Source organism: Salipiger sp. ABF4_146, assembly GCF_056161345.1.
Window position 1 is genome coordinate 293,364 of sequence record NZ_JBSWYX010000002.1, and the last position, 13,552, is coordinate 306,915.

General features: G+C 66.2%; 14 protein-coding genes. 5 read left to right on the plus strand and 9 right to left on the minus strand.

Annotation, left to right across the window (positions count from 1 at the left end):
- Positions 1 to 2 precede the first annotated feature (2 nt).
- Positions 3 to 680 carry a cell division ATP-binding protein FtsE gene (locus ACXAJT_RS04190; RefSeq protein ID WP_475233247.1) on the minus strand — a complete coding sequence of 226 codons (678 nt, stop codon included), beginning with the start codon at positions 678 to 680 and terminating at the stop codon, positions 3 to 5.
- Between the two features lie 158 nt (positions 681 to 838).
- Here ACXAJT_RS04190 and ACXAJT_RS04195 point away from each other — a divergent pair, with 158 nt between their 5' ends.
- A complete protein-coding gene (locus ACXAJT_RS04195; RefSeq protein ID WP_475233248.1) occupies positions 839 to 1,876 on the plus strand; it encodes a zinc-ribbon domain-containing protein in 1,038 nt (345 codons plus the stop codon).
- A gap of 110 nt (positions 1,877 to 1,986) precedes the next feature.
- On the opposite strand, the gene ACXAJT_RS04200 is transcribed toward ACXAJT_RS04195, so the two are convergent.
- The 3 genes from ACXAJT_RS04200 to ACXAJT_RS04210 form a co-directional block, all read right to left on the minus strand.
- Complete coding sequence (locus ACXAJT_RS04200) at positions 1,987 to 3,252, minus strand: ABC transporter permease (protein WP_475233249.1); 1,266 nt, start codon at positions 3,250 to 3,252, stop codon at positions 1,987 to 1,989.
- Positions 3,249 to 4,064, minus strand: coding sequence for an ATP-binding cassette domain-containing protein (locus ACXAJT_RS04205; RefSeq protein WP_475233250.1), 816 nt, complete (start codon positions 4,062 to 4,064; stop codon positions 3,249 to 3,251). The genes ACXAJT_RS04200 and ACXAJT_RS04205 overlap by 4 nt, the downstream gene beginning before the upstream one ends.
- 143 nt (positions 4,065 to 4,207) lie before the next feature.
- Positions 4,208 to 5,200, minus strand: coding sequence for a taurine ABC transporter substrate-binding protein (locus ACXAJT_RS04210; protein ID WP_475233251.1), 993 nt, complete (start codon positions 5,198 to 5,200; stop codon positions 4,208 to 4,210).
- 372 nt (positions 5,201 to 5,572) lie between these two features.
- Between ACXAJT_RS04210 and ACXAJT_RS04215 the strand changes: the two genes are divergently transcribed.
- Together ACXAJT_RS04215 and ACXAJT_RS04220 are read left to right on the plus strand one after the other, a co-directional pair.
- Entirely contained in the window at positions 5,573 to 6,970 is a 1,398-nt protein-coding gene (locus ACXAJT_RS04215; RefSeq protein ID WP_475233252.1) for an aminotransferase family protein, read from the plus strand.
- Between the two features lies 1 nt (position 6,971).
- The gene (locus ACXAJT_RS04220; protein WP_475233578.1) at positions 6,972 to 7,670 is read left to right on the plus strand and encodes a GNAT family N-acetyltransferase; all 699 of its coding nucleotides are present in this window, start codon (positions 6,972 to 6,974) and stop codon (positions 7,668 to 7,670) included.
- A gap of 66 nt (positions 7,671 to 7,736) precedes the next feature.
- On the opposite strand, the gene ACXAJT_RS04225 is transcribed toward ACXAJT_RS04220, so the two are convergent.
- Positions 7,737 to 8,024: an HU family DNA-binding protein gene (locus tag ACXAJT_RS04225; protein WP_066101901.1), complete on the minus strand. Its 288-nt coding sequence runs from the start codon at positions 8,022 to 8,024 to the stop codon at positions 7,737 to 7,739.
- Between the two features lie 132 nt (positions 8,025 to 8,156).
- Positions 8,157 to 9,641, minus strand: a complete 1,485-nt coding sequence (locus tag ACXAJT_RS04230) for an AMP nucleosidase (protein WP_475233253.1) — start codon at positions 9,639 to 9,641, stop codon at positions 8,157 to 8,159.
- A gap of 114 nt (positions 9,642 to 9,755) precedes the next feature.
- On the opposite strand from ACXAJT_RS04230, the gene ACXAJT_RS04235 reads away from it, so the two are divergent.
- On the plus strand, positions 9,756 to 10,733 hold the full coding sequence (locus ACXAJT_RS04235; protein ID WP_475233254.1) for a DNA topoisomerase IB: 978 nt from the start codon (positions 9,756 to 9,758) through the stop codon (positions 10,731 to 10,733).
- Positions 10,734 to 10,736: 3 nt separating this feature from the next.
- Here ACXAJT_RS04235 and ACXAJT_RS04240 read toward each other — a convergent pair whose 3' ends face one another.
- A complete protein-coding gene (locus tag ACXAJT_RS04240) occupies positions 10,737 to 11,228 on the minus strand; it encodes a transglycosylase SLT domain-containing protein (protein WP_475233255.1) in 492 nt (163 codons plus the stop codon).
- A gap of 156 nt (positions 11,229 to 11,384) precedes the next feature.
- Here ACXAJT_RS04240 and ACXAJT_RS04245 point away from each other — a divergent pair, with 156 nt between their 5' ends.
- Entirely contained in the window at positions 11,385 to 12,239 is an 855-nt protein-coding gene (locus tag ACXAJT_RS04245; RefSeq protein WP_475233256.1) for an SDR family oxidoreductase, read from the plus strand.
- Positions 12,240 to 12,354: 115 nt separating this feature from the next.
- Here the strand turns inward: ACXAJT_RS04245 and queF are convergent, their stop codons facing one another.
- Positions 12,355 to 12,819 (minus strand): preQ(1) synthase, encoded by a 465-nt coding sequence (gene queF / locus ACXAJT_RS04250; protein WP_475233257.1) that lies wholly within the window; start codon positions 12,817 to 12,819, stop codon positions 12,355 to 12,357.
- 24 nt (positions 12,820 to 12,843) lie between these two features.
- A complete protein-coding gene (queE, locus tag ACXAJT_RS04255) occupies positions 12,844 to 13,551 on the minus strand; it encodes a 7-carboxy-7-deazaguanine synthase QueE (protein ID WP_475233258.1) in 708 nt (235 codons plus the stop codon).
- Position 13,552 lies beyond the last annotated feature (1 nt).

Below are 13,552 nucleotides of genomic sequence, written 5' to 3' on the forward strand. Positions count from 1 at the left end.
CCTCACAGGTCCGCCCCCGCCGCCTGCAACCGGCGATTGGAGATCCGCAGAACCCGCGCCTGCACCTGACTCTTCGCCGAGCGGATGAGGCCGAGGTCATGCGTCGCGATGAGGATCGTCTTGCCCATCCGGTTAAGCTCGACCAGCAGGCGCAGCAGCCGCTGCGACATCTCCCAATCGACGTTGCCGGTGGGCTCATCCGCTAGGATCACCTCGGGCGACATGATCACCGCACGGGCAAGCGCCGCGCGCTGCCTCTCGCCGCCCGAAAGCTCCGGCGGCAGCGCTTCGGCGCGGCTCTTGAGGCCCACCCACGTCATCAACTCGACAAGGTTCTGCGCCAGATCGGGACCGCCCTCGCCCGCCACCGTCAGCGGCAGCGCGACATTTTCCGCCACCGACAGGTGATCGAGAAACTGGCAGTCCTGATGCACCACGCCAATGCGGCGGCGGCTCATCGCGATGGCGTCACGGTCCATGCGCCGCACATCCTCGCCAAACAGCCGGGCATGCCCAGCGGTGGGCACCAGCGCGCCATAACACAGCTTCAGGAGCGTCGTCTTGCCCGCGCCCGACGGGCCGGTGAGAAAGTGGAACGACCCGGGTGCCAGCTGCAGCGTGAGCCCGCTCAGCAGCTCGCCCCCGCCATAGCTGTAGGCCACATTGTCGAGTTCGATCACGCCCGCGCGCCCCCGGTAAAAACGATGCCCTGTTGTGCCCGAGCCGCGACCCAGTTGCAATCCGTGGGCCTGCCGGAAAATAGGCTTTCCCGCTCGTCCACGGCAACCTATTGTCGGCAAAGGGATGTGGCCAGAACAGATGGAAAGCTAAAGACAATATGCGGCTGATTTGCCCCAATTGCGGCGCGCAATACGAGGTGCCGGTCGACGTGATCCCCACGGGCGGTCGCGACGTGCAATGCTCGGACTGCGGCCACACTTGGTTCCAGCTACACCCAGACGATGCGCCGGGCGATCTTCAGCCCGAAACGCCCGAAGAGGCTGCCGAAGACGCTCTGGCCGCAACCACGCCGGACGCGGACACCCCCGTCTCCGACACCCCCGTCTCCGAGCCCGAAGCGCCGGCCCCGGAAACGCCTCCCGAGATCAACGAATTTGCCGCCGAACTGCGCGCCGCACTGGCCGCGCGCGGTGGCAGCGATGTCCACCCCAGCGCCGCGACGCCCGCAGCAGACGCACCGGACGACGAGGCCGAGCAAGGCCCGCTCGATCCGCCACTGCCGCCCGAAGAAGTGCCGGTGCCGCGCCGCCCCGCCCGCGCCCGTGGCCTTGATCCTTCTGTTGCCGAGGTGCTGCGTCAGGAAGCCGAGCACGAGTCGCGTCGCCGCACCGATGCCGATCCTCTGGAGAGCCAGCCCGAGCTTGGTCTTGGCGAGCCTGACGAGGATGATGCCGCCCGCCGTGCCCGGGATGCGCGTGCCCATATGGCCCGCATTCGTGGCGATGCGCCGCTCGGCGGCGCGCCCGAAGAGGCCGAAGACGTCGATGTGCCGCCGACCAACGATCCGTTCGCGCCCGAACCCGAGCACCCGGCGCTGGCCAATTCGCGCCGCGAGTTGCTGCCCGACATCGAAGAGGTCAACCAGACCCTGCGGGTCACCAGCGAGCCGCGCCGCATGGAAACGGCGCAGGGCCGCGCCCTCGACGCAGAGGAAGTCGAGCAGCAGGGCAGCAACTTTGCCCGCGGTTTTGGTGTGATGCTGATCCTCGCGGTGCTGGCGGTGCTGCTCTATGCGCTGGCTCCGGTGATCATCGGTGCCGTGCCGGCTCTGGCGCCGCTGATCGATCCCTATGTGGCGGCGGTCGACGGGCTACGGCTCTGGCTCGACAGTCAGCTTGGCGCGCTGATCGGCTGACGCGCGCCGCATGTCCATCGACATGCCAAGACCGCACAACAAGACCGCAAAAGGGGGCCCATGGGCCCCCTCTTTTTTGCTTCCGTGCGGCGCTTGAGGTGCGGCGCGCCTCAGCCGCGCCCCTTCCACGGCACCAGCTTGCGCTCGGCCAGCCGCATCAGCATGTCGATGCCAAAGCCGATCACCCCGATCAGGATGATCCCCATGATCACGATGTCGGTCAGCTGGAACTTCGAGGCGACCATGATCATCATCCCCGCGCCCTTCTCGGCCGCCACCAGTTCGGCGGCCACCACGGTGCCCCAGCAGACCCCCATGGCGACGCGCGCGCCGGTGAAAATATCGGGCAGCGAGTTGGGAATGATCACGTGGCGCAGGATCTGCACCTTGCTGGCGCCCAGAGAATAGGCCGCATGCACCTTGGAGATCTTCACTCCCGACACGCCAGAGCGCGCGGCGATGGCCATGATCCACAGCGCCGCGAGGAACAGCAGGATGATCTTGCCGGTCTCGCCGATACCCGCCCAGATGATCACCAGCGGGATGAGGGCCAGCGGCGGCACCGGGCGCATGAACTCGACGATAGGATCGAACCAGCCGCGGAACCAATCCGACAGGCCCATGGCATAGCCCAGCGGAATGCCGATCAGCGCGCCGAAGAAGAAGCCCGCGATCACCCGGAAGAGCGACCAGCCCAGGTGCTCCCACAGCGTGCTGTCGCGGTAGCCGTCGCGGGCAATCTCGACCAGCCGCGACAGCACCGCTTCGGGTGCGGGCAGCCAGATCGGCTCCATCTGCCAGCCCTTGGCGGGCTCGAAGTTGAGCGTGCCCTTGGGCGACATCCCGACACGGCCGAACTCGGTCATCACCTCGCCGCCCGGCGCGATCGGCGTGCCGTTGACGGCGACGACGGTGTGGCCTTCATCGCGGCCCAACTCGTCATTGCGGTCGACGCGCACCAGCCCCGAGCGCCATGCGCCGACGCTGGCGCTGTCGTTCTTCGCCCAGCCCTCGCCCGGGTCGACCTCGGGGTCTTCCGTGTCGTCGCCCACCGGGAAGACGCGCACGGTCACCGTGGCATCGTCGGGCTCTACCCCGTCCGCCTCGGCGGTGTAGGTGAAGCTGGCATCGCCCACGTAGGGCCCCGGCGCATGCAGAAAGCCCGGCACCCAGGATGAGCCGGTGAACGCGCCCCAGAGCAGGAAGATGGTCAGGATCGAGACAACGCTGGCGATGCGGCTGGGACGCACGGCGCTCTCGTCGCCGAAGGTGACGGTCTTGCGGGCGGTGAAATCGTTCAGCGCGCGGTGCACCAGCAGCTTCACCAGCAGCCAGCTCACCACGAAGATGGCGATGTAGAGGGCGAAAACGATCATTGGCCTGCCCCTCCTGCTTCGGCGCGGCCCATGATTTCTTCTTCCATGTTCCAGATCATGCCGAGGATTTCCTCGCGGGTGCTGTTGAACTCGGGATGTTTCTTCACCCCGCGCAGGTCCTGCCCGGCACCAAGGTCGGCAAAGGGCAGGCGGTACTCGCGGTGGATGCGGCCCGGACGCGGCGCCATGACCAGCAGCCGCTCGCCCAGAAGGAGCGCCTCTTCGACCGAGTGTGTGATCAGGACGATGGTCTTGCCGGTCTCCTTCCAGAGCTTCAGCACAAGGCTCTGCATCTTCTCACGGGTCAGCGCGTCGAGCGCGCCCAGCGGCTCGTCCATCAAGATCACGTCGGGATCATTGGCCAGACAGCGGGCCAACGCCACGCGCTGCTGCATGCCGCCCGACAACTCGTAGACCGCCTTTTCCTTGAAGTCGCGCAGACCGACCACGTCCAGCAGATGATCGACGGTGGCGGCATAATCCTTTTCGCGCTGGCCAGCCATGCGCGGGCCGAAGCTGACGTTGTCGCGCACGTTCATCCATTCGAAAAGCGCGCCCTGCTGGAACACCATGCCGCGCTCGGCGGCGGGCCCGCGCACCTCGTGGCCGTTCAGCACGATCTTGCCTTCGGTCGGCGCGAGAAAGCCCGCCACGATGTTCAGCAGCGTGGTCTTGCCGCAGCCCGAGGGCCCCAGCACCGACAGCAGCTCGCCTTGCGCAAGGTCCAGCGAGACGTCCTTCAGCGCCTGCACCGAGCCACCGTTGGGCAGGTCGAAACGCATCGACAGGTTCTGGATGGATAGTCCGCTCATGATCCGCCTTTCGCGGCCGTCGCCGCGGTTCGGGGGGATGCCCCCGGTCTTGATGTTCTGTCTTGATGTTCTGTCTGGGTGGTTTGTCTAGGGAATGTCCCGGCGGCAGCCCCCAACCGCCGGAACAAAAGGGCCCAAGGGCCTTACATCGAGCCTGCCGAGGACAGCGGGCCGGTGTTCACATGCTCTTCGTAGCTGTCGAGCGCGGCGTCGATCGAGCCGGCTTCGACAAAGACATCCGCCACGCCTTTCATGAACTCGGCAGCGGCGCCGCCCAGCCACTTTTCAGAAAGCTGCGTTTCGGTGTCGGGGAAGACGAAGGTGGCCAGCGTCTCGGCGGTGGCGTCTTCGTCCATGCCCGCGTCGGCGGCGATCACCGGCAGCATCTCGGCGTGGTTCGACTCGTCGGCCCACATGGCATTGGCCTCGGCGGTCACCTTCAGGAAGGCGGCCACGAGATCGGAGTTCTCGGCCACCCAAGACGCCGGGGCGGAGGTCACGTCGAAGACGAGGATGCCGAGGTCTTCCTTCTCGGCGCCGGTCAGCAGCACGTTGCCATGCTCGAGCATACGGCGCAGCGAGCCGCCCCAGCCGCAGGCCATATCGACCGAGCCCTGCGCGATGGCCGCGGCGCCATCCGGCGGCGCCATATCGACGATCTCGAGGCTTTCAAGCGGCACGCCGAAGTGATCCATCTGCTTGAGGAAGCCATAGTGCGCGGCGGTGCCCAGCGGCACGGCGACCTTCTTGCCTTCCAGTTCGTCGGCGCTGTCCTTGTCGATCTCCAGTTCCGAGCGCACGACGCAGTTGTCGTTGTCGGCATAGCTGACGGCGACGTCGAGCGCTTGCAGGTCCTGCCCCGCCGAGACGGCGACCACGAAGGGCGGCACGCCTTGGCTGACCGACAGCTGCACATCGCCCGAGGCCATGGCGGCGGACATGGCGGTGCCGGTGTCGAAACTCACCCAGTTGATGTCGACGCCCATTTCCTCTTCGTACATGCCCTGCGCCTTGGCGTATTCGAACGGCATCGGCCATTCGAGGAAATAGCCGACGGTGATCTCTTGCGCATTGGCCGCGCCGGCCAGCAGCGCCGCGGCCCCGACCGCGCCAAGCAGACTCTTCTTGATGGTCATCTCGTTTCTCCCGTTGTCCCGCCCCGTCGATTGCCGCGGGGCATTATTCCGGCCGACCCGCAGGGCGCCGGCTCGGCCCGATCCGACCGGAAATCCCCCGCTCAAGCAATGGGCAATGCCCGGATTTGCAGCAGTGACCCTTGGTTTCCCGGTGACCGCTGCTCAAAACGCAGGCAGCAAGGGCGGGAAATTCCCCAATAAAATCGGGTACTCTGCGCATCTGGCACGGAGCCGCATCGAACTGGCCTTATACATGGGTGAAATCTGGCGCTAAGACATCACTGGACTTCGGGCACATGTGCTAGCATCCCGCCTCGCGGTTCATCGCCCCTTCGCGCCGCTCCGGCGCCCGATCAGTCAGGAGACACCCCCATGGATGGCACCCTTTCCCAGAACGACCTGAGCCACGTGGTCGAGGCCGACAAGGCCCACGTCTGGCACCACCTGATGCAGCACAAGCAGTTCGAGACCTCTGACCCTAAGATCATCGTCGAGGGCAAGGGGATGCGCGTCTGGGACCAGACCGGGCGCGAACAACTGGATGCCGTGTCTGGCGCGGTCTGGACGGTGAACGTTGGCTATGGCCGCCGCAGCATTGTCGACGCGATCGCCGAGCAGTTGATGAAACTGAACTACTATGCCGGTGCCGCAGGCTCGATCCCCGGCGCTCTGTTCGCTGAGCGGCTGATCGAGAAGATGCCCGGCATGAGCCGCGTCTACTACACAAACTCAGGGTCCGAGGCGAACGAGAAAGCCTTCAAGATGGTCCGTCAGATCGCCCACAAGCGCTATGGCGGCAAAAAGCACAAGATCCTCTACCGCGAGCGCGACTACCACGGCACCACCATCGGTGCGCTTTCGGCGGGCGGTCAGCTGGAGCGCAACGCGCAGTACGGCCCGTTTGCGCCGGGCTTCGTGTCGGTGCCGCACTGTCTTGAGTATCGCGCCGGCGATCAGGGCTGGGGCGATCTGTCGGGCGAGACCTACGGCCAGCGCGCCGCCGATGCCATCGAAGAGGTGATCCTGCGCGAAGGCCCCGACACCGTGGGGGCGCTCTGCCTCGAGCCGGTGACCGCGGGCGGCGGGGTGATCGTGCCCCCGGCGGGCTACTGGCAGCGCGTGCAAGAGATCTGCCGCAAGTACGACATTCTGCTGCACATCGACGAAGTGGTCTGCGGCGTCGGGCGCACCGGCACGTGGTTCGGCTATCAGCACTACGGCGTCGAGCCTGATTTCGTGACCATGGCCAAGGGCGTCGCGTCGGGTTACGCCGCAATCGCCTGCTGCGTGACCAACGAGCGCGTCTTCGACATGTTCAAGGACGATGCCTCGGACCCGATGAACTACTTCCGCGACATTTCCACCTTCGGCGGCTGCACCGCCGGGCCCGCCGCGGCGCTGGAAAACATGCGCATCATCGAGGACGAGAACCTGCTCGAGAACACCACGCAGATGGGCCAGTACATGCTCGGCCAGCTCGAAGCGCTGAAGGACAAGCACGCGGTGATCGGCGACGCGCGCGGCAAAGGCCTGTTCCTTGGCGCCGAGCTGGTGACCGATCGTGCCACGCGCGAGCCGATGGACGAAAAGCGCACCGCTGGCGTGGTCGCTGAGGTGAACAAGCGCGGCGTCATCATTGGCATGACCAACCGCTCGATCCCCGGCTACAACAACACGCTGTGCTTCTCGCCGGCGCTGATTGCCACCAAGGACGACATCGACCAGATCATCGAGGCCGTGGACGGCGCGCTTGGCACCGTCTTCGGCTGATATGGCCGATCATCGCACCAACGAACACGGGCAGCCCATCGGGTTGCCCGTCAAAGGCAGCTTTCCCCGCCCCTTCCCGCCGCACACGGCCATGCAGGGCCGCACGGTCCGCCTCGAGCCCACGCGCCCCGAACACGCCGCCGCACTTTACGAGGCGCTGATCGAGGACAAGAGCGGCCACAGCTGGACCTATTTGCCCGGCGCGCCGCTGACCTCTCTGGAGGAAGCGCAGACATGGGTCGACACCTGCGCCGCCAGCCGTGATCCGCAGTTTTACACGCTCTGCAAGGCTGATGGCCTGCCGGTGGGAATCGCCTCCTACCTGCGCATTGACCCCAACAACGGCGTCATAGAGGTGGGCTTCATCCATTTCAGCCCGGCCCTGCAGCGCAGCGCCGCCGCGACCGAAGCCATGTACCTGATGATGAAGACCGCCTTCGACGTTCTGGGCTACCGCCGCTACGAGTGGAAATGCGACGCGCTCAACGCGCCGTCGCGCAAGGCCGCCGAGCGGCTTGGCTTCACCTACGAAGGCACCTTCCGTCAGGCGGTGGTGACCAAGGGACGCAACCGCGATACCGCATGGTTCTCAATCATCGACACCGAATGGCCGGCGATCCGGGCGCGCATGGAAACGTGGCTCGCACCGGAAAACTTCGACGGCGGGGGCCGGCAGATCGCCCGACTGAACGATCTTTAAATATAAGAAAACCAATAAAAAAGGGCCGCGAAATCGCGGCCCTGATGCTCAGTCGAGCAGGAAAGATCAGCCGTTCACGCTGTCCTTCAGCGCCTTCGCGATGGTCATCTTGACCACCTTGTCGGCCTCTTTCTTGAACTGCTCGCCGGTGGCGGGGTTGCGCACCATGCGCTCGGGACGCTCACGGCAGTAGATTTTGCCAACGCCCGGCAGGGTCACGGCGCCGCCGTCTGCAACTTCCTTGGTGATGATGCCGGTGATCGCTTCCAGAGCGGTCGACGCGGTCTTCTTGTCTGCGCCCATCTCTTCTGCCAGTGCGGCCACGAGTTGGGTTTTGGTCATCGGCTTCGCCATTTCATGGTCTCCTTGAACTGCCCGAGTACTTGGGCCCCATTGAGGTCACTTAACTCTATGTAGAGTCGAAACACAACGAATAGTGGCTTTTTGCAAGCGAAAACTACGCTATTTGCGCTGGAAAACGCCGGTTCAGAGGAAGGCTGTTTCGTCGAAGCTACGCAATTTGCGGCTGTGGATCCGTTCAAGGGGCATCGAGCGGAGACGTTCCATCGCTCTTATCCCGATCATCAAATGGCGCGCCACCTGAGTCTTGTAGAAATCCGACGCCATCCCCGGCAATTTCAGTTCGCCATGCAGTGGCTTGTCGCTGACGCACAGCAAGGTGCCGTAGGGCACGCGGAACCGAAAACCGTTGGCGGCGATGGTGGCGCTTTCCATGTCCAGCGCCACGGCGCGGCTCTGGCTGAGGCGCTGCACCGGGCCGCGCTGGTCGCGCAGTTCCCAGTTGCGATTGTCGACCGAGGCAACGGTGCCGGTGCGCATCACCCGCTTGAGGTCATACCCCGAAAGCTGCGTCTCTTCCTCGACCGCATCCTCCAGCGCCACCTGTATTTCGGCCAGCGCCGGGATCGGCACCCAGACCGGCAGATCATCGTCCAGCACCTTGTCCTCGCGCAGATAGGCATGGGCCAGCACGAAGTCCCCAAGGCTCTGCGAATTGCGCAGCCCGGCGCAATGCCCGACCATCAGCCAAGCATGCGGGCGCAGCACGGCGATGTGGTCCGTCGCGGTCTTGGCGTTCGACGGTCCCACCCCGATGTTGACCAGCGTGACCCCCGAGCCGTCAGCCCGCTTGAGGTGATAGGTCGGCATCTGCGGCATCTTCGGTGTCAGCGGGATGTCATCGTCAGCACGGGTGATTTCCACGTTGCCGGTCGACACGAAGGACGTATAGCCACTATCCGGATCAGCCAATTGCGTCCGCGCGAAAGCCTCGAATTCGCTGACGTAGAACTGGTAGTTGGTGAACAGCACGTGGTTCTGGAAATGCGCCGGATCGGTGGCGGTATAATGCGCCAGCCGGGCCAGCGAGTAATCCACCCGCTGCGCGGTGAAGGGGGCCAGCGGTTCGGTGCCGTCCGCTGCCGCCTGCGCCACGCCGTTGACGATATCGTCGTTGGTGGTGGTCAGGTCCGGCACGTCGAAGACATCGCGCAGAATGAAGCTGCCCGCCCCTTCCTGCGGCACGGTCAGTTCGGGGTAATTGGCCACCGCGAAATGCACCGGCATCGGCGTGTCCGACAGGCCGATCCGCACTGGCACGCCGTGATTTTCCAACAGCAGGCCAATCTGCTGTTTCAGGTAATGCCGAAACAGATCCGGCCGGGTGATCGAGGTGGCGTGAGTGCCGGGCTGTGAGACGTGGCCAAAGCTCAGGCGGCTGTCGATCTTCGCAAAGCTGGTCGTGGTGATCCGCACCTCGGGATAGAAGGCGCGGTAGCGCACCCCGGGATGCCCCTCGGACATAGAGGCCATGAACCGCTCCTTCAGGAACTCCGAGGCCTGCGCATAGAGCGCGCAGAGCCGCTCCACCGCCGCCTCGGCGTCGTCGAACAACTCCGGCTCGTGCGCTTCGGGGGAAACGATCTGCAATTTCGCCTGCATGTCCTGCATTTGCGGCTCCTTCCGCTATTTTGCCCGGCAGCGTGGCAGGAAGATGTGACGGGTTCAAGACCGCCCGCGCAGGGCCGCTGCGGAACCGCGATCCGGCGTCGGGCGTTCGCAGGCATGACCGCCGCACCCGACCTGATCTACTACCCCGACAGCCGCCCTGGCATCCGCCGCAGGCGCTGCGGGCGGGGCTTTTCCTACACCGCCCCCGACGGCACCCGCATCGACGACCGCACCGAGCGCGCCAGGATCGCCGCGCTGGCCGTGCCGCCCGCCTATGAGGACGTCTGGATATGCCCCCAAACCAATGGCCACCTGCAGGCCACGGGGCGCGACGCACGGGCGCGCAAGCAATACCGCTACCACCCTGACTGGACGGCGTTTCGGGCGCAGCGGAAATACAGCCATCTCGCCGCCTTCGGCGCGGCGCTGCCGAGCCTGCGGCGGGCGATCCTCACCCAGCTGCGCGAGCGTGATCCGGGCGACAAGGCCTTCGCCCTCGCCGCGACGCTGGCACTGCTCGACCGCGCCGGGCTGCGCGTCGGCAATGCCGACTACGCGCAGGAGAACGGAAGCTATGGTGCCACCACCCTGCGCGGCACACATCTACGGCTCGACGGCGGCTCGCTGCGGCTGAACTTTCCCGGAAAGGGCGGCAAACGCGTGCGCAAGGTGGTCAAGGACCGGACGCTAGAACGGGCGCTCACACGCCTCGACGATCTGCCCGGACGCGAGGTGATCGCGTGGCTTGACGAGGCTGGCACACCGCATGCCCTACGCTCTGAAGAGATCAACCTCTGGCTGGCCGAACGCACCGGCGACGCGAAGATCACCGCCAAGACCTTCCGCACGTGGAACGGCAGCGTTGCCGCACTGCAGGCGGCGCAGCGGGCCGAGCGCATAAGCATCAAACTCATGGCCGAAGCGGCCGCCGAACGCCTCGCCAACACGCCGACCGTGGCGCGCAACTCCTACATTCATCCGCAGGTGATCGCCCTTGCCGAGGCCGGCTTTCCCAAGCGGCTCGACACGGCGCCCGAGCGCGCGGGTTTGCGCCGCACCGAGGCGCAGCTTCTCACCCTGCTCGGCGGCTGATGCTCAGCCGGGCCGCAACCCGGTCTCGACCAGCATGCCGCGGCGCTTGGCCTCGTAATAATAGCCGCGCGCGTACCAGCCGATGGCCCGATCCTGACTGCCATCCGACAGCAGCCACGCGCCGCGCAGGTATTTCACCCCGTAGCGCAGATTAGTGTCAGCGTCATAAAGATCGCTCGGCGCGCCGCGAAAGCCCATGCTGCGCGCGGTGGCAGGCAGGATCTGCAGCAGCCCGTAGTAGGGTCCGTTGCGAGCCGCCGGGTTATGCGTGCTCTCGCGGATCGCCAGCCGGTGCACCAGCCGGCGCGGCACCTCGTAGTGGTCGGCCCAGCGGTTGATCGACGCGCGCAGTTCCGGCGTCTCGTTAGGATAGAGCGGCGGGTTGAAGCGCTGAACGGGCTGGCGCTCTTCCTGCTGCGCAGAGCACGCGGCGATCGGTGACAGAAGCAGCGCGAGAACCGTTGCGCGGCGGGTCAGTTCGGTCTTTCGGGACATGCGGCCTTACCGGCTGTTTCACGACGGTGCCTAATTAACGCGATATTAACCTCGTGCCTATGGGCATTGCGCAACGTCCACCCTGCTGCGCCGGCCGTTTCGGCGAAAGCCCGCCTGCCCTTGTCAAACCACCCTATCGCCGCCAGTTTGCCGGTCATGACAGGAACGCTTCTCACCCTCGGGCACGGCTATTGCGCTACCGCCCTCGCCCGCCGCCTGCTGCCGCAGGGCTGGCGCATCCTCGGAACCCACCGCGATGCCGCGAAAGCCGCCGACCTGCAGGCGCAGGGCGTCGAGCCGGTCCAATGGCAGAAGGCGGCGCTCGAAGCGGCGCTGGCCGAGGCCAGCCATGTGCTCGTCTCGGCGGGCCCGCGCGATGGCGGCGATCCGTCGCTGGCCGAAATCGGCCCCGCCATCGCCGCGCGGGCGCAGGCGCTGGACTGGCTGGGCTATCTGTCGACCACGGGCGTTTACGGCGATCACGGCGGCGCTTGGGTGGACGAGCAGACACCCCTGACCCCCAGCACCGCCCGCGGCAAGGCCCGCATGCAGGCCGAGGCGGCGTGGCAGGCCATCGACGGGCTGCCGCTGCACATCTTTCGTCTGGCCGGGATTTACGGCCCCGGCCGCGGCCCGTTCGAAAAGGTGCGGCAGGGCAAGGCCCGGCGCATCGTCAAACCGGGACAGGTGTTCAGTCGCATCCACGTCGCAGACATCGCGCAGGTGCTCGAAGCCTCGATCCGGCAGCCCCGCCCCGGCGCGGTCTACAATCTGTGCGATGATGATCCGGCGCCGCCCGAGGACGTGCTGCTGCATGCCGCCGAACTGCTCGGCGCGCCGCCGCCGCCCGAGATCGCCTTCGATGACGCCGACATGAGCCCGATGGCGCGCAGCTTCTATGCCGAGAACAAGCGCGTGCGCAACGACCGGATCAAGACCGAACTGGGCGTGACGCTGCTCTACCCCGACTATCGCGCGGGCCTCGCGGCCCTGCTGGCCGCGGACCCCTGAGCCGCCGCGGCGCTCTGCGCACCGCACCGCGCCCGCAGCTTCGTCTAGACCGAAATATCCCGGGGGAGTCCGCGTCAGCGGGCGGGGGCAGCGCCCCCGATCCCCGGCCGGTGCCTCAGCCGCGTCCGCGGTACGGTGGCACGCCCTGATCAGGGATCCAGACCCCCTCGGGCATCGCCCCGGTCTGGTAGAACACGTCGATCGGAATGCCGCCGCGTGGGTACCAGTAGCCGCCGATGCGCAGCCACTGCGGCTCGAGGAAATCCACCAGCCGGCGGGCGATGGAAATGGTGCAATCCTCGTGGAACGCGCCGTGGTTGCGGAACGCGCCAAGATAGAGTTTCAGCGCCTTGCTCTCGACCAACCACTGCCCCGGCACGTAGTCGATCACCAGATGGGCGAAATCGGGCTGGCCGGTCATCGGGCAGAGCGAGGTGAACTCGGGCGCGGTAAAGCGCACGTTGTAGGCCACGTCGGCCTGCGGATTGGGCACGCGCTCCAGCTCGGCCTCTTCGGGGGAACTGGGCAGCACCGTGGCGCCGCCGAGTTGCTTGAGGTTGCTGTAGATGCTGTCGGTCATTTCGGGGTCTCCGGAAATGGGAAGTCACACGCCGCGCTTGTTGCCCCAGAGGAGCACATGCAACTGCGGCAGGATACGGGCGGCGAACCAGCCGTCGGCGGTTGCGGTTTCGGTCAGCCACAGCAGCCGGTCGGCGAGGCTCTGCGGATCGACCGGCACATCGGGATCGACCTCGGGGTTGCCCGGCTGCAGGTAGAGCGGCAGGTCGGGGTGGCGGGCATGGGCGTCCTTGGCCCACGCGTAGTCGGCGTTGTCGAAGATCACGATCTTCATCACCACCTGCCGCGCGCCCTGCCCCGCGGCGACACAGGCGGCGAAGGTCTCCCAATCGACCCGCTCGCCGCTGGATGGCGGTTTGGGGCTGAGCACCAGCGTGTCGAGCTTGCCGAACCAGCCCCGCGCCACCGAGCCCTGCGTTTCGCAGGCAAAGCGATAGCCCTGCGCCCGGCCCATCTCGATCACTGGGCCAAAGTCCTGGATCGCCGGGTTGCCGCCGCTCAGCGAGACGGTAATTGGCCGCCCGCCCGACAGGCGCGTGACCTCGGCCCAGACGTCGCCGTCGCTCATCGGGGTCCACGTGTGGCGGTAGGCGCTGTCCACCGCGTGCAGGCTGTCGCACCAGCTGCAGCGGTAGTCACATCCTCCCGCGCGGACAAAAACCGTGGGCTCGCCGATCAGCGCGCCTTCGCCCTGGATCGTCGGGCCGAAAATCTCGGCAATGCGCAGCACCATC